16 protein-coding genes are annotated in these 18,522 nt (G+C 70.2%); 4 read left to right on the plus strand and 12 right to left on the minus strand.

The annotated features are described in order from the left end of the window. Positions 1 to 27: 27 nt before the first annotated feature. From ACFQPS_RS09750 to miaA, 5 genes are all read right to left on the minus strand, one after another. Positions 28 to 1,845 carry a DUF885 domain-containing protein gene (locus tag ACFQPS_RS09750; protein ID WP_377358524.1) on the minus strand — a complete coding sequence of 606 codons (1,818 nt, stop codon included), beginning with the start codon at positions 1,843 to 1,845 and terminating at the stop codon, positions 28 to 30. Positions 1,846 to 2,058: 213 nt separating this feature from the next. Further along, positions 2,059 to 3,078, minus strand: a complete 1,020-nt coding sequence (ilvC, locus tag ACFQPS_RS09755; protein ID WP_377358526.1) for a ketol-acid reductoisomerase — start codon at positions 3,076 to 3,078, stop codon at positions 2,059 to 2,061. Positions 3,079 to 3,256: 178 nt separating this feature from the next. Next, entirely contained in the window at positions 3,257 to 3,772 is a 516-nt protein-coding gene (ilvN, locus tag ACFQPS_RS09760; protein WP_377358529.1) for an acetolactate synthase small subunit, read from the minus strand. 114 nt (positions 3,773 to 3,886) lie between these two features. Beyond that, on the minus strand, positions 3,887 to 5,677 hold the full coding sequence (locus ACFQPS_RS09765; RefSeq protein ID WP_377358531.1) for an acetolactate synthase 3 large subunit: 1,791 nt from the start codon (positions 5,675 to 5,677) through the stop codon (positions 3,887 to 3,889). Positions 5,678 to 5,830: 153 nt separating this feature from the next. After that, positions 5,831 to 6,775, minus strand: a complete 945-nt coding sequence (gene miaA / locus ACFQPS_RS09770; protein WP_377358533.1) for a tRNA (adenosine(37)-N6)-dimethylallyltransferase MiaA — start codon at positions 6,773 to 6,775, stop codon at positions 5,831 to 5,833. A gap of 148 nt (positions 6,776 to 6,923) precedes the next feature. Between miaA and ACFQPS_RS09775 the strand changes: the two genes are divergently transcribed. Together ACFQPS_RS09775 and serB are read left to right on the plus strand one after the other, a co-directional pair. Further along, positions 6,924 to 8,096 carry an OpgC family protein gene (locus ACFQPS_RS09775; RefSeq protein ID WP_377358535.1) on the plus strand — a complete coding sequence of 391 codons (1,173 nt, stop codon included), beginning with the start codon at positions 6,924 to 6,926 and terminating at the stop codon, positions 8,094 to 8,096. Between the two features lie 76 nt (positions 8,097 to 8,172). Further along, on the plus strand, positions 8,173 to 9,072 hold the full coding sequence (gene serB, locus ACFQPS_RS09780; protein ID WP_377358537.1) for a phosphoserine phosphatase SerB: 900 nt from the start codon (positions 8,173 to 8,175) through the stop codon (positions 9,070 to 9,072). Between the two features lie 112 nt (positions 9,073 to 9,184). Here the strand turns inward: serB and ACFQPS_RS09785 are convergent, their stop codons facing one another. The 4 genes from ACFQPS_RS09785 to hflK form a co-directional block, all read right to left on the minus strand. Further along, the gene (locus tag ACFQPS_RS09785; protein ID WP_417715183.1) at positions 9,185 to 10,720 is read right to left on the minus strand and encodes a DegQ family serine endoprotease; all 1,536 of its coding nucleotides are present in this window, start codon (positions 10,718 to 10,720) and stop codon (positions 9,185 to 9,187) included. 178 nt (positions 10,721 to 10,898) lie between these two features. Continuing rightward, the gene (locus tag ACFQPS_RS09790) at positions 10,899 to 11,084 is read right to left on the minus strand and encodes a DUF2065 domain-containing protein (RefSeq protein ID WP_377358539.1); all 186 of its coding nucleotides are present in this window, start codon (positions 11,082 to 11,084) and stop codon (positions 10,899 to 10,901) included. A 126-nt stretch (positions 11,085 to 11,210) separates the two neighbouring features. After that, positions 11,211 to 12,140 (minus strand): protease modulator HflC, encoded by a 930-nt coding sequence (gene hflC / locus ACFQPS_RS09795; protein ID WP_377358541.1) that lies wholly within the window; start codon positions 12,138 to 12,140, stop codon positions 11,211 to 11,213. A gap of 10 nt (positions 12,141 to 12,150) precedes the next feature. Further along, positions 12,151 to 13,296 carry an FtsH protease activity modulator HflK gene (gene hflK / locus ACFQPS_RS09800; protein ID WP_377358543.1) on the minus strand — a complete coding sequence of 382 codons (1,146 nt, stop codon included), beginning with the start codon at positions 13,294 to 13,296 and terminating at the stop codon, positions 12,151 to 12,153. Positions 13,297 to 13,441: 145 nt separating this feature from the next. Here hflK and apbC point away from each other — a divergent pair, with 145 nt between their 5' ends. Both apbC and ACFQPS_RS09810 read left to right on the plus strand, forming a co-directional pair. Continuing rightward, on the plus strand, positions 13,442 to 14,590 hold the full coding sequence (gene apbC, locus ACFQPS_RS09805; RefSeq protein WP_377358545.1) for an iron-sulfur cluster carrier protein ApbC: 1,149 nt from the start codon (positions 13,442 to 13,444) through the stop codon (positions 14,588 to 14,590). Positions 14,591 to 14,743: 153 nt separating this feature from the next. Further along, positions 14,744 to 15,040: a hypothetical protein gene (locus ACFQPS_RS09810; RefSeq protein WP_377358547.1), complete on the plus strand. Its 297-nt coding sequence runs from the start codon at positions 14,744 to 14,746 to the stop codon at positions 15,038 to 15,040. Positions 15,041 to 15,160: 120 nt separating this feature from the next. Here ACFQPS_RS09810 and ACFQPS_RS09815 read toward each other — a convergent pair whose 3' ends face one another. The 3 genes from ACFQPS_RS09815 to ACFQPS_RS09825 all read right to left on the minus strand — a co-directional run bounded on the left by ACFQPS_RS09815 (position 15,161) and on the right by ACFQPS_RS09825 (position 18,513). Further along, a complete protein-coding gene (locus ACFQPS_RS09815) occupies positions 15,161 to 16,324 on the minus strand; it encodes a cystathionine gamma-synthase (RefSeq protein ID WP_377358549.1) in 1,164 nt (387 codons plus the stop codon). Positions 16,325 to 16,370: 46 nt separating this feature from the next. Next, positions 16,371 to 17,756, minus strand: coding sequence for a pyridoxal-phosphate dependent enzyme (locus tag ACFQPS_RS09820; protein ID WP_377358551.1), 1,386 nt, complete (start codon positions 17,754 to 17,756; stop codon positions 16,371 to 16,373). A gap of 115 nt (positions 17,757 to 17,871) precedes the next feature. Then, on the minus strand, positions 17,872 to 18,513 hold the full coding sequence (locus ACFQPS_RS09825) for a hypothetical protein (protein ID WP_377358554.1): 642 nt from the start codon (positions 18,511 to 18,513) through the stop codon (positions 17,872 to 17,874). Between the last annotated feature and the right edge of the window lie 9 nt (positions 18,514 to 18,522).

Raw genomic sequence — 18,522 nt, forward strand, 5'->3', positions numbered from 1 at the left:
TCCGTCCGCGGGGACGGCCGCCGCGGATCAGGCCCGTTCGGCCGCGATCCAGCCGTCGATCCTGTCCTCCAGCACGGTCAGCGGCAGGCTGCCGCCGGTCAGCACCGCGTCGTGGAAGCGGCGCAGGTCGAAGCGGTCGCCCAGGTCGGACTCCGCGCGGGCGCGCAGGTCCTCGATGGTGCGCATGCCCATCTTGTAGGCCAGCGCCTGTCCCGGATTGCCGATGTAGCGCTCGATCTCGCGCACGGCGCGCGGCTCCGGGATGGCGCTGTTGGCGGTCATGAAGTCGATGGCCTGCCGCCGGGTCCAGCGCTTGGCGTGGATGCCGGTATCCACGACCAGCCGGATGGCCCGGAACAGCTCGCCCTCCAGCCGGCCATAGTCGCTGTAGGGATCGGTGAAGGCGCCGAACGCCTTGACCATCTTCTCCGTGTACAGCGCCCAGCCCTCGGCATAGGCGGAATAGCCGCCGAAGCGGCGGAAGCGCGGCAGGCCCGTCAGTTCCTGCGCGATGGCGATCTGCATGTGATGGCCGGGGATGCCCTCGTGATAGGCCAGCGTCTCCACCCCGTGCCGCCGGTGCTCCTCCATGTTGAACAGATTGATGAAGTAGATGCCCCCGCGGGAGCCATCGGTCGGCGGCCCGTCATAGAAGGCGCGGGCGGAACTGCGCTCGCGGAAGGGCTCGACCCGGCGGATTTCCATGCCCGCCTTGGGCAGGGTGATGAACATGCGGTCGAGCCTGGCCTTGATGGCCTCGATGTAGCCGTGGCTGAGCGCGATGTACTCGGCCCGGCCCGCGTCGGTGTCGGGGAAGCGGAAGCGGGGGTCGTCGCGCAGATAGGCGAGGAAGCCCTTGAGATCGCCGTCGAAGCCGACCGTGCGGCGGATTCCCTCCACCTCGCCATGGATGCGGCGGACCTCCTCCAGGCCGAAGGCATGCACCTCCGCCGCCGGGGCCGAGCGGGTGGTGAAGCGGCGGATGCGGTGGTCGTAGTAGGCGAGCCCGTCCGGCAGGCGCCAGACGCCATCGTCCTCCCCCGCCTTGGCGACCAGCGGGTCGAGCGTGGCGAGAAGCGTCTCGTACCCCTCACGGAACGGCCCTGCGAGCGCCGCCGTCAGCTCCGCCACCAGCTCGGCGCTGCGCGCTTCCGGCAGCCCGGCCTCGCCCAGCTTGCCGCGGAAGTCCAGCAGCAGCAGGTTCTGCCCCTCGCCCGCGAAGGGCGCACCGGACAGCACCCGGCGGGCATCCGCCGTCGCCTTCGCCAGCGAGAAGCGGGGCGGCAGCACGCCGCGGTCGGCCTGCCGGCGGACGGTGTCGGCGGTGACGGCCAGCAGCTCCTTCACGCCGCGGACGCGCGCCACATAGGCGGCGGCGTCCGCCTCGGTCCGGATATGGTGCTCGTTGATGAGGAAACCCGGAATCCCGGTATGGCGCCCGCGGATGTGGCTGACCGCATAGCTGTTCTGGCGCCAGCCATAGGCTTCGGCGTCGGACTCGGCCTCGTACTCGAACAGGCGGTAGCTCAGCCGGTCCTGCTCCGACAGGCGGGCGGGATCGAATTCCGCCCGCAGGCGGGCCAGCTCGGCCTGCCGGCGCTCGTGCTCGCGGCGGCGGCCGTCCTCACTGTCGTCGTCCCAGGTGCCACGGTCATAGCGGTAGCCCAGCGAGGTCTCCCGCTCCGGGCTGGCCGCCACCTCGGCGTCGAACGCCGCCTCCAGGAAGCTGTTGAGCGCGCTCCCCGCGGCGGCCATCCCGCCGCGCAGCAGCAACGGCCCGGCCGCCGCCCCGGCAGCCGCCATCGCCAGGAAATCGCGCCTGCCCACCCGCATCGTCGCCCGCATCGCCCTGTTCCGTTCGTTACTTTTGTTGCGAAGGATTAGGGCGGGGCGGCACGATTCCGTCCAGCGGGATTTACCAATCCGTTACAAACCAGCAGCACGGGGCACCGCAGCGCGGAGGGAGAGCGCGCGGCCGGAAGGCTTGCCCCGGAAACACGGACGGCCCCCGTCCGGGGGGACGGGGGCCGTCAACGGATGCCGCCTGGTGGCGAGGGATCAGTTCCGGTTCTTGTCGACCAGCTTGTTGGCGGTGATCCACGGCATCATGCCGCGCAGCTTCGCCCCCACCTCCTCGATGGGATGCTCGGCCTGACGGCGGCGGGTGGCCTTGAAGAAGGGCAGCCCGGCCTTGTTCTCCAGCATCCAGTCGCGGGTGAAGCGGCCGGACTGGATGTCGTCCAGCACCCGCTTCATCTCCGCCTTCGTCTCGGCGGTGATGATGCGCGGGCCGGTCACGTAGTCGCCGTACTCGGCGGTGTTGGAGATCGAGTAGCGCATGTTGGCGATGCCGCCCTCGTACATGAGGTCGACGATCAGCTTCACCTCGTGCAGGCACTCGAAATAGGCCATCTCGGGCGCGTAGCCCGCTTCCACCAGCGTCTCGAAGCCGGCCTGGATCAGGGCGGAGAGGCCGCCGCAGAGGACGGTCTGCTCACCGAACAGGTCGGTCTCGCACTCCTCGCGGAAGGTCGTCTCGATGATGCCGGAACGGCCGCCGCCGATGGCCGAGGCGTAGGAGAGCGCCACCTCCAGCGCATTGCCGGAGGCGTTCTGGTGGACGGCCACCAGACAGGGCACGCCGCCGCCCTTGACGTATTCGCTGCGCACCAGATGGCCGGGGCCCTTCGGCGCCACCATGAACACGTCCAGGTCCGGGCGCGGCTCGATCAGCTTGAAATGCACGTTCAGCCCGTGGCCGAAGGCGATGGCCGCCCCTTCGCGCAGGTTCGGGCCCAGCTCGGTCGCGTACAGCTCGGCCTGGTGCTCGTCGGGGGTGAGGATCATCACCACGTCCGCCCAGGCGGCCGCCTCGGCCGGGGTGACGACGGCGAGGCCGGCGGCCTCCGCCTTCTTCTTGCTGGCCGAGCCGGGCTTCAGCGCCACGCGCACGTCGGCGACGCCGCTGTCGCGCAGGTTCTGCGCATGGGCGTGACCCTGGCTGCCATAGCCGACGACGGCGACCTTCTTGCCCTTGATCAGGTTCACGTCGGCGTCGCGATCGTAGTAAACGCGCATTATTCTTTCTCCGGAAGGCCGCGAATCGGTCGTTTGCTACAGGCCGCACGGCCGTGCGGCAACAGGATTTTTCGTGCCCTGCCCATGCGTTGCGCGCACCGGGCGGCGGGCGGCCCGGTGCGGAGCCCCTTCCGGCGCAGCGGCGCCGGGAGGAGCCGTCACGGTTCCCCGACCCGCGTCACAGCCCGCCCGTGCCGCGGGACATGGCGACGGCGCCGGTGCGGCTGATGTCCACCAGCCCCAACTGGCCCATCAGGTCGATGAAGCGGTTCAGGTCGTCCGCCGTGCCGGTGATCTCGAAGACGAAGCTGGTGATGGTGGCGTCCACCACCCGCGCCTTGAAGATGTCGGCGATGCGCAGCGCCTCGACCCGCTTCTCGCCCGTGCCGGACACCTTCACCAGCGCCATCTCGCGCTCCACGAAGGGGCCTTCGAGGGTCAGGTCGCGGACCCTGTGGACGGGCACCAGCCGGTCGAGCTGCGCCTTGATCTGCTCGATGATCATGGGCGTGCCGGAAGTGACGATGGTGATGCGCGAGAGCTGCTGCTCCGCATTCACCTCGGCCACGGTCAGGCTCTCGATGTTGTAGCCGCGGCCCGAGAAGAGGCCGATGACGCGGGCCAGCACGCCCGGCTCGTTGTCCACGAGCACGCTGATCGTGTGGCGTTCGATGTGTTGTTCGACGGGAGACATGGCCAGAAGGTCCGGATGTTCGTTGTTGCTTGGCGCCATCGCGTGGAGCGGTGATCGCGTGGAGCGGTGGAGGCCGGGTCCGGCGGGACCCGGGGGGCGTACCGGCCGGGCCGGTCAGACCAGCACCATCCCCTCCTCCGGGGTCGCCTCGGCCAGCTTCTCCTCCGGACCCAGCAGCATCTCGTTGTGGGCCTTGCCGCCGGGGATCATGGGGAAGCAGTTCTCCTTCTGGTCCACGCACATGTCCACGATCACCGCCTTCGGCGTCTCGATCATGGTGCGGATGACGTCGTCCACCTCCGACACCTTGGTGGCGCGCAGGCCGACGGCGCCGAACGCCTCGGCCAGCTTCACGAAGTCGGGCAGTGCCTGGGAATAGCTCTCCGAATAGCGCTCGCCGTGCAGGAGCTGCTGCCACTGCCGGACCATGCCCATCCACTGGTTGTTCAGGATGAAGACCTTGACCGGCAGCCGGTACTGCAGGGCCGTGGACATCTCCTGGATGTTCATGAGGATGCTGGCCTCGCCGGCCACGTCCACGACCAGCGCCTTGGGGTGCGCGATCTGCACGCCGATGGCGGCGGGCAGGCCGTAGCCCATGGTGCCCAGCCCGCCGGAGGTGAGCCAGTGGTTCGGCTTCTCGAACGGCAGGAACTGGGCCGCCCACATCTGATGCTGGCCGACCTCGGTCGTGATGAAGACGTCGTCGCGGCCGCGGGTCAGCTCGCGCAGGCGCTCCAGCGCGTACTGCGGCTTGATCACCTTGTCCGTCTTCTCGTAGCGCAGGCAGTCGCGCGCGCGCCAGACCTCGATCTGCTTCCACCACTCCTTCAGCGCCTCGCGGTCGGGCTGCTTCGCGCGCGCCTTCCACAGCCGGATCATGTCCTCCAGCACATGCGCGGCGTCGCCCACGATGGCCACGTCCACGGGGACGTTCTTGTTGATGCTGGACGGGTCGATATCGACGTGGATCTTCTTCGAGCCCGGGGAGAATTCCGACAGCTTGCCGGTCACCCGGTCGTCGAAGCGGGCGCCGATGTTGATCATGACATCGCACCCGTGCATGGCGAGGTTCGCCTCGTAGGTGCCGTGCATGCCCAGCATGCCCAGGAACTGCGGGTCCGACGCCGGGAAGGCGCCCAGGCCCATCAGCGTGGTCGTGCAGGGATAGCCCGTCATGCGCACGAGCTGGGTCAGGAGCTGGCTGGCGATCGGGCCGGAATTGATGACGCCGCCGCCGACATAGAAGATCGGCCGCTTGGCGTTGGCGATCAGCTCGACCGCTTCCTCCACCCGGTTCAGGTCCGGGCGGATCTGCGGCCGGTAGCTCTTCGGCGCGCATTCGCCGGGGGTGCGGTAGGGGCCTTCGGCGAACTGCACATCCTTGGGGATGTCGATGACGACGGGGCCCGGCCGGCCGTTGCGGGCGACGTAGAAGCCCTCATGGATGGTGCGGGCCAGGTTGTCCACATGCTTGACCAGGTAGTTGTGCTTGGACGCCGGCCGGGTGATGCCGGTCGTGTCGCACTCCTGGAAGGCGTCGTTGCCGATCAGGTGGGTGGGCACCTGCCCCGTCAGGCAGACGACGGGGATGCTGTCCATCAGCGCGTCCACCAGCCCGGTGACGGCATTGGTGGCGCCGGGGCCGCTGGTCACCAGCACCACGCCCACCTTGCCGGTGGAGCGGGCATAGCCCTCCGCCGCGTGGACGGCCGCCTGCTCGTGCCGGACCAGGATGTGGCGAATCTCGTTCTGCTTGAACAGCGCGTCATAGATGGGAAGGACGGCGCCGCCGGGATAGCCGAAGATGACATCTACGCCCTGGTCCCGCAGCGCCTTGATGACGATCTCGGCCCCGGTGAGCTTGCCGGTGGGGGCGGTGACGGGCTTCTGGGCGGGAGGCATGGCGGTCTCTTCCAGGCTTCGGTGTCTGCACAGGGGCCGCCGACAGTGCGCGGGCGGATGGAGCCTGTGCGGGTCCTGCTGCGCACGCGAACGACGGCGGGACGGGGAACCTATTTCGAAGCGTGCGCGGCGTCAACCCGTTTTGGTAATGATCTATGAGATTCCCGCTACGTTATCGACACAAAATTTCATGACCGCGTTGCGTTCCACGCAATCGCCGGGATCGAGCCGCCGCGCCGCGGCGATCTGGTGGCGGAACCAGGTGAGCTGGCGCTTGGCGTAGTTCCGCGTCGCCTGCTGCGCCTTCGCCGTCGCCTCGGCCAGGGTCAGGTCGCCGCGAAGATGCGCCAGCAGCTCCGGCACGCCCAGCGCCTTCATCGCCGGGAGGCCGGGATCGAGGCCCAGGGCGGCAAGCCGCCGCACCTCCTCCAGCGCCCCCGCCTCCAGCATGCGCAGGAAGCGCGCATCGCAGGCCGCATAGAGACGGTCGCGCGGCGGCTCGCAGACCAGCGTCAGGAAGCGCAGGCCCGGCGGCGGGGCCGCGCGCCCGGCCGTCTGCCAGTACCCCAGCGGCCGGCCGGTGGCGCGCAGCACCTCCCAGGCGCGCAGGACGCGGGTCGTGTCCCCCGGGTTCAGGCGGGCGGCCCCGTCGGGGTCCTCCGCCGCCAGCCGGGCATGCAGGGCCGGCGTGCCGATCGCGCGGTGCAGGGCCTGCGCCTCCGCCCGCACGGCCTCCGGCACCGGGGGAATGTCCGCCAGCCCGTCGGTCAGCGCGCGGAGATAGAGGCCGGTGCCGCCGACCACGACGGGCACCCGCCCGGCCGCGTGGGCGGCGGCGATCTCCGCCAGGGCGAGGTCGCGCCAGCGCGCCGCGCTCATCCGCTCCGACGGCGGCACGACGCCGTAGAGACGGTGCGGGAGCCGCGCCTCCTCGGCCACGGAGGGGCGCGCCGTCAGCACCCGCAGCCCGTCATAGAGCTGCATGCTGTCGGCGTTGACGACGGTGCCGGACAGCCGCCCGGCGAGGTCCGCCGCCAGGGCGGACTTGCCGCCGGCCGTGGGGCCGCCGATCAGGAGGACGGGTCGGGTCGCGGGCACGGGGATCGATCCTGGGTCCGGTACGGGGGCGGTGGAAGCGTCAAGCTGCCGCTCTTTATCACAGCCCGGTGGTGGCATGGGTCCGCTTCGGGCCGCGTTTGTACCCGGTCAGATCGCCGACGGGCGACGGTATCGGGGCGGAGCACGCATGCGGGATCTCAGGATCGACTTCTTCCGCGGACTCGCGCTGTGCGCCATCTTCCTGAACCATGTGCCCACCCCGGCGACGCTCCTGACCTGGCGGGCCTACGGGTTCTCGGACGCGGCCGACCTGTTCGTCTTCCTGGCGGGGTTCAGTGCCGCGCTGGCCTGGTCGCAGGGGTTCCTGAAGGACGGGCTGTCCGCCTCGCTGAAGGCGGCCCGCCGGGCCTTCGTGCTCTACAAGGCGCATCTCTGCATCGTCGCGGCCCTGCTGGCGGTGGCGCTGCTTACCGTGCGGCTGACGGGCGACGCGGCGGTGCTGGACTGGATGGCCCTGGAGCATCTGGCCCGCGACCCGGTGGACGGCTGGCTGCGGGTAGCGACCCTGAGCTACCTGCCGACCTATGGCGACATCCTGCCGATGTACGTGGTCTTCATCGGCGGGCTGGCGCTGCTGGGACCGCTGATCGTGCGCCAGCCGGCGGCGGCGCTGCTGCTGTCCGTGCTGCTCTGGCTGGTGGCGGGACGCTACGGGCTGGCCCCGGCCGGCCGGCCCGACGGCGAGGCGTGGTTCTTCAACCCGTTCTGCTGGCAGCTCCTGTTCGTGCTCGGATTCGTGCTGGGCCAGCGCGCCCGCCGCGGCGTGGCGCTGCCGCGGCATCCCCTGCTGGCCGCCGCGGCGGCAGCCGTGGTGCTCTATGCCTTCCTGGCGGTCTCGCCCTGGCAGCGTTTCGGATACGCGCCCGGATTCGTGCTGTTCGATCCGGACCTGCTGCCGCCGCACGGCAAATCCATGCTGGAGATCGGGCGGCTGCTGCATTTCCTGGCCCTGGCCTATCTCTGCGCCTGGGCGATCCCGCCGCAGGCCCGCTGGCTGAGCCGCGGTCCGGCGGCGCTGTTCCTGCTGATGGGCCGGCACTCGCTGCCCGTCTTCTCCGTCGGCATCGTCCTGTCCACGGTCTGGACGGTGCTGGTGGTGGCGACGCCGACCACCCCGGGGCTGGAGGTCGTCTTCGCCCTGTCGGGCCTGCCGATCCTGGTCGCCGTCGCCCTGATGCGGGAGCTGGACGCGCGGCAGGAGGCAGGCGCGGCAGAGGCCGGTCCGGGAACGGCAGCCCCGGGACCGGCGATCCCGACGCCGGCCGGCCAGAGGATGACCGGCCGGGCGGCGGTGGCGTGACGGCACTTTCGGCCATGGACTTTGCGCGGCCCTGACCGCATAACGGCGGCGCCCCCTCCTTCCGGAGTTGCCGCGCATGACCCATGTCCTGACCCTGGTCTCCTCCCCGACCGAGCCGGCGCTGGACGACGTCGCCGCCCGCGCCGCCCGCACGGCGTTGCAGGACCTGGGAGCTTCAGCCTCGCCGCCGGACTGGCTGGCGCCGGGCGTGGCCTGCGACATCGGTTTCGACGGGCTGGACGCCGACCAAGCGCAGGCAGCGGCGGCGCAGGCCCTGTCCGGCCTGCCGCTGGACGTCATCGCGCAGCCCGTGGAGGGCCGCCGCAAGGCCGTGCTGGTGGCGGACATGGAGTCCACCATCATCCGGCAGGAGATGCTGGACGAGCTGGGCGATCTGGTCGGCGCCCGCGACCGGATCGCCGCCATCACCCAGCGCGCCATGAACGGGGAGATCGACTTCCGCGGTGCCCTGCGCGAGCGGGTGGCGCTGCTGGCGGGGCTGCCCGCCGGCGTGATGGCGGACATGATCGGCCGCATCACCCTGATGCCCGGGGCGGCGGCGCTGGTGGCGACGCTGCACCGGAACGGCGTCTACTGCGCGCTGGTGTCGGGCGGGTTCAAGGTCTTCACCGACCATGTCCGCGATCTGCTGGGCTTCGACGAGGACCAGGCGAACGATCTGGAGGTGGCGGACGGCAAGCTGACCGGCCGGCCGGTCGAGCCGATCCTGGACAAGGATGCCAAGCTCCAGGCCCTGACCCGGGTCGCCACCGCCCGGCGGGTGCCGCTGTCCGCGACGCTGACGGTAGGCGACGGGGCGAACGACCTGCCGATGCTCCAGGCCTCGGGTCTGGGGATCGCGTTCCATGCCAAGCCCACCGTGGCGGCGCAGGCACGGGCCCGGGTGGACCACGGCGACCTGACGGCCCTGCTGTTCGCCCAGGGCTACCGCTCGACGGAGATCGCGGGCCGCTGAGCCGTCCCCTCCGGCAGGGCCGGACGGAAGGCGGACAGGAAAGAAGAAGGCCGCCGTCCTGGCAGGGACGGCGGCCTTTTCCATGTCCGGCCCGAGGGGCGGACGGAGGAGATCACTCCTCCGTCAGCGGAACCGCCTGGAACAGCAGCTCGCCGCGGCGCTCGATCAGCAGCAGCAGGGCCTTCTGGCCGGCATCGCGGGCCTTCTTGACCCGGGCGGCGACATCGGCGGGCGATCCGACCTCCTCCTGGCTGACCTCGACGATGACGTCGCCGGCGCGGAGCTGGCGGGCCGCGGCGGGGCTGTTCGGCACCACCTGGGTGATGACCACGCCCTTCACATCCTCGTCCAGTTCGAACTGGCGGCGCACCTCCGGCGAGATCGTCGTGACGGAGACACCCACGCCGTCGATCGCCTCCGGCTTGCCCGGGGCCGCCTCGTCACGGCCGGGCACGTTGGCGAGCTGGACGTCCTGCGGCTGCAACTCGCCCAGCATCACCTGCACCGTCTCGCGCTTGCCACGGCGGATCAGCTCGACCGGGACCTTCTTGCCGACCGGCGTGTCCGCGACCATGCGCGGCAGCGACCGGCTGTTCGTCACCTCCCGGCCGTCGAAGCTGAGGATCACGTCGCCCGGCTGCACGCCGGCCTTCTCCGCCGGGCCGCCGGGATTGACCATGCCGACCAGCGCACCCTTGGCCTCCGGCAGGCGCAGGGCCTCCGCCTCTTCCGGCGAGATGTTCTGGATCTGCACGCCCAGCCAGCCGCGGCGGACCTTGCCGGACTCGCGGAGCTGCGCGATCACGTTCTTCGCCATGGCGGACGGAATGGCGAAGCCGATGCCGATCGAGCCGCCGGTCTGCGAGAAGATGGCGGTGTTGATGCCGATCACGTCGCCCGACAGATTGACCAGCGGACCACCGGAGTTGCCGCGGTTGATCGAGGCGTCGGTCTGGAGGAAGTCGTCATAGCGGCCGGCCCCGATGTCGCGGGCCCGGGCCGAGATGATGCCCGCCGTGACGGAACCGCCCAGGCCGAACGGGTTGCCGATGGCGACGACCCAGTCACCGACACGGATCTTCTCGCTGTCGCCCCAGGTCAGCGCGGGCAGCTTGCGGCCGGCATCCACCTTCAGCAGCGCGAGGTCCGTCTCCTTGTCCACGCCGACGACCTCGGCCTTCAGCTCGGTCCCCGCCTGATCGTGCAGGATCACGCGGATCTCGTCGGCCCCGTCGATGACGTGGTTGTTCGTCACGACATAGCCGGCCGCGTCGATGATGAAGCCGGAGCCGAGCGAGGTGGCGCGGCGCGGCGGCGTGTTCGGGTCCTGCTGCGGCTGCTGGCGGTCGAAGAAGTCCCGGAAGAACTCCTCGAAGGGGGAGCCGGGCGGGAACTCGGGCATCGGCACCGGCGAGCGGCCCCGGTTCTGCACCGTCTGCGTCGTCGAGACGTTGACCACGGCCGGCAGGATGCGCTCCGCCAGGGGGGCGAAGCTCTCGGGCGCCCCCCGTTGGGCCAGGGCCGGCGGCGCGGCGACCATCACCGCCGCCAGCGGCAGCAGAAGCAGCCAGGCGATCCAGCGGCGTGCCTGGACGCCCGCGCCGGCGGCATCGGGCCGGCCGGAACGGGAGCGAACGGGTTGGGTCACGGGTAGGGTCACGTGGGGGTCTCCTTGGCACCTCGAAATGGCCGCACCGTCCCCGCGAACGGGCGCGGCCGCCCGGCATCCGGCTGTCCCGGCCGTGCCGGACGCCGCAGCGCGAACGCTAAATATAAGCTGCGACGGAATTGTGGCGAAGCTTTCCTTGACCGTCGGGGCAAAGAAATCAGCCGCGGATCACCCAGACGATCCCGACGCCCACCGTCATCGCCACCAGTCCCGCCAGCCGCAGATACCCCGCGGGCGTCTCCAGGGCGATGGCGGCCATCTCCTTCATGCCGTCGGGGGCCAAGGCATAGAGCAGCCCCTCGATCACAAGCACCAGTGCCAGGGCTGTCATCAGGTCGGTCACGGGCAACCTCGACGGAAGGACGGGGACTCGACGGAAGCGGCTCTGCCGGAACAAGAAAGGCCGGACCGGTTTCCTCCGGTCCGGCCTTGCCGGTCAAGCGGTCAGGGCCGCCTGCGGCCGTGTGACTTACTGGGCCTGCGCCTTGCCGGCCGGGGCGGGCTCGGCGCGGGTCCGCTGGGTCGCGCCGTTGCCGAGCACGCCCATGCTGTCGAAGAAGCGGAAGAAGTCGTTGTCGGGGGACAGCACCAGCGCGGTGTTGTCCTGGCGCAGCGCCTGCCGGTAGGCCTCCAGCGAGCGGTAGAACTGGTAGAACTCCGGGTTCCGGGCACCGGCGTCGGCCAGGATGCGGATGGCCTGGTTGTCGCCCTCGCCGCGCAGGACCTGCGCATCGCGCTGGGCCTCGGCGAGGATGACGGTGCGCTCGCGTTCCGCCCGCGAGCGGATCTGCTGCGCCTGCTCCTGACCCTGGGCGCGGGCCTCGCGGGCCTCACGCTCGCGTTCGGAGCGCATGCGCTCGAACACGGCCTGGGAGGTGGCCTCCGGCAGGTCGGCCCGGCGGATGCGGACATCGACGATCTCGATGCCGAAACGCTGCGCCTCCTGGTTCACCTGGGTGCGGATGTCGGTCATGACGCGGGCGCGCTCCTCGGAGAGGACGGCGAGCAGCGTCACGTTGCCGAGCACGCGGCGCAGGGCGGAGTTCACCACCGCCGAGAGCCGGGTTTCCGCGTTCGCCTCCGTCCCCACCGACTGGTAGAAGCGCAGCGGGTCGGCGATGCGGTAGCGGGCGAAAGCGTCCACCTCCAGCCGCTTCTGGTCGGCCAGGATGACCTGTTCCACCGGCGGGTCGATGTCGAGCACCCGGCGGTCGATCATCACCACGTTCTGCACGAACGGGACCTTCACGTTCAGCCCCGGCTTCTGCACCGTCCGCTTCCATTCGCCGAACTGGAGCACCAGGGCCTGCTGCGTCTGATGGACGGTGAACAGGGAGGCGCTGCCGACCACGGCCAGGATGAGGACGAGGACGCCGAGAATCACCAATCGCTTGCTCATGGGCGTCCTCCTACTGGCGCGGCTGGGCCGGCTGCGTCTGACCGGGCTGGCGTTGCAGCAGCTCGTTCAGCGGCAGATAGGGCAGCACGCCCTGACCCCCCGACTTGCCGTCGATGATGATCTTGTTGGTCCCGGACATCACCTCCTGCATCGTCTCCAGATACATGCGGCGGGCCGTGACCTCCGGCGCCTTGGCATAGGCCTCCAGCACCGAGATGAAGCGCTGCGCGTCACCCTGGGCCAGATTGACGACCTGCTCACGGTAGGCCGAGGCCTCCTGGATCAGGCGTTCCGCCTCACCGCGGGCACGCGGGATGATGTCGTTGCGGTAACCTTCCGCCTCGTTGCGCAGGCGCTCTCGGTCCTGCCGGGCGCGCTGCACGTCATTGAAGGCGTCCACCACCGGCGAGGGCGGGTCCACCTTCTGGAGCTGCACCTGCGTGATCTCGATGCCGGCCTGATACTCGTCCAGCATGGCCTGGAGCAGGCCGCGGGTGGACACCTCGATCTCCTGCCGCGCCTCGGTCAGCGCCGGCTGGATGTCGGTGCGGCCGATCACCTCGCGCATCGCGCTCTCGGCGGCCTTCTTCACGGTCGCCTCGGGGTCGCGGATGTTGAACAGGTAGGCCCCGGCGTCCTTGATCAGCCAGAACACCGTGAAATCGATGTCGATGATGTTCTCGTCACCGGTGAGCATCAGGCTCTCATCGACCACGTCGCCGCCGGCACGGCGGCCGTCCGCGACGGAGCGGTAGCCGATCTCGATGCGGTTCACGCGCGTGACCTTCGGCGTCAGCGCCGTCTCGATCGGCGCCGGGAAATGCCAACGCAGGCCGGGCTGGTCGGTGCGGACGAACTCGCCGAAGCGGAGAACCACACCCTGCTCGTCCTGCTGCACCCGGTAGATGCCGCTCGCCACCCACAGCAGGGCGACGACGAAGATGGCCAGCGCGATGCCCTTGCCACTGCCGAAACCACCCGGAACCATGCGCTTGAACCTGTCCTGGCTCCTGCGCAGCAGGTCCTCCAGATCGGGACCCTGGGGATTGGAGCCACCGCCCCCGCCGCCCGGACGCCCCCACGGGCTGTTCCCGCCGCCTCCCGGAGGCGGTCCCCACGGACCACCGCCACCACCACTTTGATTGTTCCAGGGCATGTCAGAAGACCCTTCGGTTCCATCGCTTTCCCGGCTCGGGCGCTTTCCCACGCCCCGCGGCCACCGTATATAGACGGGCGACGGCAGGGAAGGCCCTCGGTCGGGAGTGCCTGCCAATATTGGGAAGGGGTGGGAGTTTTCAACCATGGCCGAGGTTACCGAGGCACAAGTCCTGGCAGCGCTGGGCACGGTAAAAGACCCGGACCGGGGCACGGACATCGTCAGTCTCGGCATGATTTCGGGTCTGGCCATCAAGGATGGCAACGTGGGTTTCTCAATCGAGGTCGACCCGCGGCGCGGACCGGCGCTTGAGCCGCTGAGACAGGCCGCAGAAAAGGCCGTGGACAGGCTTGCGGGAGTACTTTCGGTGACCGCGGTGCTGACTGCGCACCGTCCCGCCCCGCAAATGCAGGGCGGGGCGCAGGCCGCCCCCGGACCCGCCGCCAACTCCGCTCCCCGCGCTGCCGCGCCGAAGCCCGCCCAGCCGAAGCCCGCGGTGCCGGGGGTGCGCGCCATCGTCGCGGTCGCCTCCGGCAAGGGCGGGGTGGGCAAGTCCACCACGGCCGTCAATCTCGCACTCGCGCTGGCCGCCCGCGGGCTGCGCATCGGGCTGCTGGACGCGGACATCTACGGCCCGTCGCTGCCCCGCCTGATGGGGCTGTCGGGCCGCCCGCCCGCCCGCGACGGCCGCACGCTGGAACCGCTGACGGGTCACGGCGTCAAGGTCATGTCCATGGGCTTCCTGGTGGCCGAGGACACGCCGATGATCTGGCGCGGTCCCATGGTGCAGAGCGCCATCCAGCAGATGCTGCGCGACGTGGCCTGGGGCGAGCTGGACGTGCTGGTGGTGGACATGCCGCCCGGCACCGGCGACGCCCAGCTCACGCTCGCCCAGCAGGTGCCGCTGGCGGGGGCGGTGATCGTCTCCACCCCGCAGGACATCGCCCTGCTGGACGCCCGCAAGGGGCTGAACATGTTCCGCCGGGTGGACGTGCCCGTGCTCGGCATCGTCGAGAACATGAGCTATTTCTGCTGCCCGAACTGCGGCCACCGCTCCGACATCTTCGGTCATGGCGGCGCCCGCGCCGAGGCCGGGCGGCTGGGCGTGGATTTCCTGGGCGAGATCCCGCTGGACATCGCCATCCGGGAGACCAGCGACGGCGGCACCCCGATCGTCGCCGTGGCACCCGACGGCGCCCACGCCGGGGCCTACCGTGCCATCGCGGAGACGGTCTGGCAGAAGGTCTCCGGCGAGGGCGGCCGCCGCGCGGCGCCGCGCATCGTCATCGAGTAGCCGGCGCCGGCACGGCTTCTGCCCCGCGCGGGCCGTCCCGCCCGGAAGAGGTGCGGCGCATTGCTGCGCTGCGTTCAGGTTTTAAGATTATTCCTTTCTCCGGATGGCGCGTTTTGGTACGAAAGATGCGCCATCCGCCCGAGGCTCCCGATCATGGCCCAGAGCAACCCGATCCTCGTCGCCTATGCGTTCCGTGACGGGGCGCATTCCTTCCGTACCGACGATCCCCGCACGGGAGAGATCGCGGTGGCGCACGGGGTGCCGGAGATCGCCTACGAACAGGTCACCCGCACCCTGACGGAACGGGTGTCCGGCACGCTGGGCCGCACCGCCCAGGCGCGCCCCGCCCTGCCCTTCAAGGAATTCTGGACATGGTTGCAGATGAATCCCATCGCGGCCATGCCCAATGCCCCCTGCCACGTGGAGTTCGCGTGGGAGATCCGGGGCTGACGCCCGCCCGTCTGCGGGGTGGGCGTCGGGCCGGATAGTTTCGACTGTCCTGGTTAGAGCAACCTCGCAACGCCCGGACCCGACAGAGGGTCCGGGCGCTCTTTTCCGGCTCACCGCGCCTCAGCGCAGGGCCTGCTCCAGGTCGGCCAGCAGGTCGTCCACCTCCTCCACGCCGACGGACAGGCGCACCATGCCGTCGTCGATGCCCAGCGCCGCCCGCTGATCGGCGGGGATGGAGGCGTGGGTCATGATCGCCGGATGCTCGATCAGGCTCTCCACCCCGCCCAGGCTCTCGGCCAGGGCGAACAGCTCGGTCCGCTCCAGCATGCGCCGGGCCGGTTCCAGCCCGCCCTTCAGATGGATGGTGACCATGCCGCCGCCGGCCGCCATCTGCCGCCGCGCCAGCTCGTACTGCGGGTGGCTGGGCAGGAACGGGTAGCGCACCAGTGCCACGGCCGGGTGGCGCTCCAGCCATTCCGCCACGGCCAGGGCATTCTGGCAGTGCCGTTCCATGCGCAGGGCCAGCGTCTTCAGCCCGCGCAGGGCAAGAAAGCTGTCGAACGGCCCCTGGATGGCGCCGACCGCGTTCTGGAGGAAGCCCAGCCGGTCGGACAGCTCGCCCGCCTCCCGCACCACGACCAGACCGCCGACCATGTCGGAATGGCCGTTCAGGTACTTGGTGGCCGAGTGGGTGACGATGTCGAAGCCCAGTTCCAGCGGGCGCTGCACCCACGGGCTGGCGAAGGTGTTGTCGCAGACGGTGATGATGCCGCGGCGCCGGCCGAGCTGGGCCAGCGCCTCCAGGTCGGCCAGCTTCAGCAGCGGGTTGGTCGGCGTCTCGACCCAGATCATCCGCGTCTCGGGCCGGATCGCCGCCTCCACCGCGGCAAGATCGGCGACGTCCACGAAGCTGAAGGACAGCCCGGCCGTGCGCTTGCGCACCCGCTCGAACAGCCGGTAGCTGCCGCCATAGATGTCGTCGGTGGCGACGACATGGCTGCCGCTGTCGAGCAGTTCCAGCACCGTCGCCTCGCCGGCGAGGCCGGAGGCGAAGGCGAAGCCGCGGTGACCGCTCTCCAGGTCGGCGACGCAGCGCTCATAGGCGAAGCGGGTCGGGTTCTGGCTGCGGCTGTACTCGAACCCCTTGTGGACGCCCGGGCTCTCCTGGACGTAGGTGGAGGTCTGGTAGATCGGCACCATGATGGCGCCGGTGGCGGGGTCGGGCTCCTGCCCGGCATGGATCGCGCGGGTGGAGAAGCCGTGGCGGTTCGGGCGGTCGGTCATGCGTGGGTCCTCGGACTCGGGTGTCTCTCGTGCCGGATCGGGGCTGTCAGCCCATCTGCCGGCGCAGATGGTTCAACAGGTCCATCCGCGTCAGCAGGCCGAGGAAGCGGCCGTCCTGCATGATGATGGCGACCAGGTTGCGCTCGAACAGCGGGGTCAGGGCGGCGATCGGCGCCGTCGCGGGCAGCGTCTCCAGCCGGTTGACCATGGCGGTGTAGACCTTGTCCTTGAAGCGGACGGGGTCCTTCTCGACATGCAGCAGCAGGTCGGATTCGTCCAGGATGCCGATGACGCGCTCCCCCTCCATCACCGGAAGCTGGGAGACATCGCTGATCCGCATGCGCTTGTAGGCGGTCAGCAGCGTGTCCTGGGGCGACACGGTGACCACCTGCCCCTTGTCGTGGCGGCGGGTCATCAGATCGCGCAGGTCGCCGTGCTTCTCCAGCGGCAGGAAGCCCTGGTCGGCCATCCAGGCGTCGTTGAACATCTTCGACAGGTACTTGTTGCCCGTGTCGCAGACGAAGGTGACGACGCGCTGGCGCGTGGTCTGGGCGCGGCAGTATTTCAGGGCGCCGGCCAGCAGCGTGCCGCTGGAGGAGCCGCCGAGGATGCCCTCCCGCCGCAGCAGGTCGCGCGCCGCCGTCAGGCTTTCGGCATCGGAGACGTAGTAGGCGGCCTTGGCGTAGCGCAGGTCGCAGTTGGGCGGCACGAAGTCCTCGCCCACGCCCTCGATGACCCAGCTCCCCGGCTCCTCGTGCGTGCCCTTGTTCACCAGATCGGCGATGATGGAGCCGGCCGGATCGGCGATCACCATCTTCGTCTTCGGGCTGGCCTTGGCGAAGAAGGCGCCGAGCCCCGTCATGGTGCCGCCGGAGCCGACGCCGACGACCACGGCGTCCACGTCGCCGTCCATCTGGCTCAGCAGCTCGGGCCCGGTCCATTCCTCATGGGCGCGGGGGTTCGCCGGGTTGGCGAACTGGTTCATGTAGACGCTGCCGGGGATTTCGGCGGCGAGGCGCTCGGCGATGTCCTGGTAGTAGTCGGGATGGCCCTTGCCCACGTCGGAGCGGGTGATGTGGATCTCCGCCCCCAGGGCACGCAGGTGGTTGATCTTCTCCACCGCCATCTTATCGGGGATGACCAGGATCAGCCGGTAGCCCTTGGCGGCGCAGACCAGCGCCAGCCCCAGGCCGGTATTGCCGGCGGTCGCCTCGATCACCGTGCCGCCGGGCTTCAGCCGGCCCTCGGCCTCGGCGGCCTCGATCATCTTCAGCCCGATGCGGTCCTTGATCGAGCCACCGGGATTCTGGTTCTCCAGCTTCAGATACAGCTCGCAGGGGCCGGTATCGAAGGTGCTGACGCGGATGACCGGCGTCCCGCCGATCATGGACAGGATCGCCGGTGCTTGGGCGGCGGACAGGGTGTCCGGCATGGGTCTCTCCTCCCGGGGGCTGGCGTCGGTCCCGTGGCCGGGTCCCGTTCCGCCTTGTCGCCGCCAGGAAAACGCATCCCGGGGCCGGGCGGCAACCGCCTTGGCTAGCGCGGAATCAAGCTGCCGCGGGCGCCGCTCCGGGGAAATTTTCGGGCGGGACGGGGCGCCCGTCGGCATCGATCCAACCCTGCCGGTGCAGCGCCTCCAGATTGTCGGCGAAATTCTCGGCGCAGAAGGGGCGCTGCCACCCCTCCATCCAGTTCTGTTCCAGGAAGGCGAGGATGGCGGGCTGGCCCAGCTCCACCTCCCAGAGGATGCCGATGAGGCTGGCCAGCGCCTCCTCCTCGATCTGGCTCTCGCGGTCCACGGCCAGGGCGGCGTCCGCCTCCGCCCGGCGGCCCGATTCCGGGCCGGCGCCGAGGCCGAAGTCGATCACGCCGCGGCGCTCCGGCGGGGCGACGATCCAGTGCCCGACCTCATGCACGATCACCGCCGCCTCGGAGCGGGTGCGGATCGCCTGCCCGTCGTAGCTCCAGGCCGCCTGCGGCGCCTCGTCGATGGTGCCGATACCGAAGCGGCGGGCGAGATCGACCGCCGCGGCCCGGTGCGCCGGCGTATCGACACCGAGCGGGATCAGGTCGGCCGTGGCGGCGATGCGGTCGAACACGCGGCGCGCCAGGGTGCCGGGCGTCAGGTTCACCCGCACGGCCTCGATGGCCCGGGGCAGGTCGCTGTCGGGAATGGGAGTGAGCTGCATGGGAGGTCG

This window comes from Rhodocista pekingensis, from assembly GCF_042665545.1.
Lineage (GTDB): Bacteria > Pseudomonadota > Alphaproteobacteria > Azospirillales > Azospirillaceae > Rhodocista > Rhodocista pekingensis.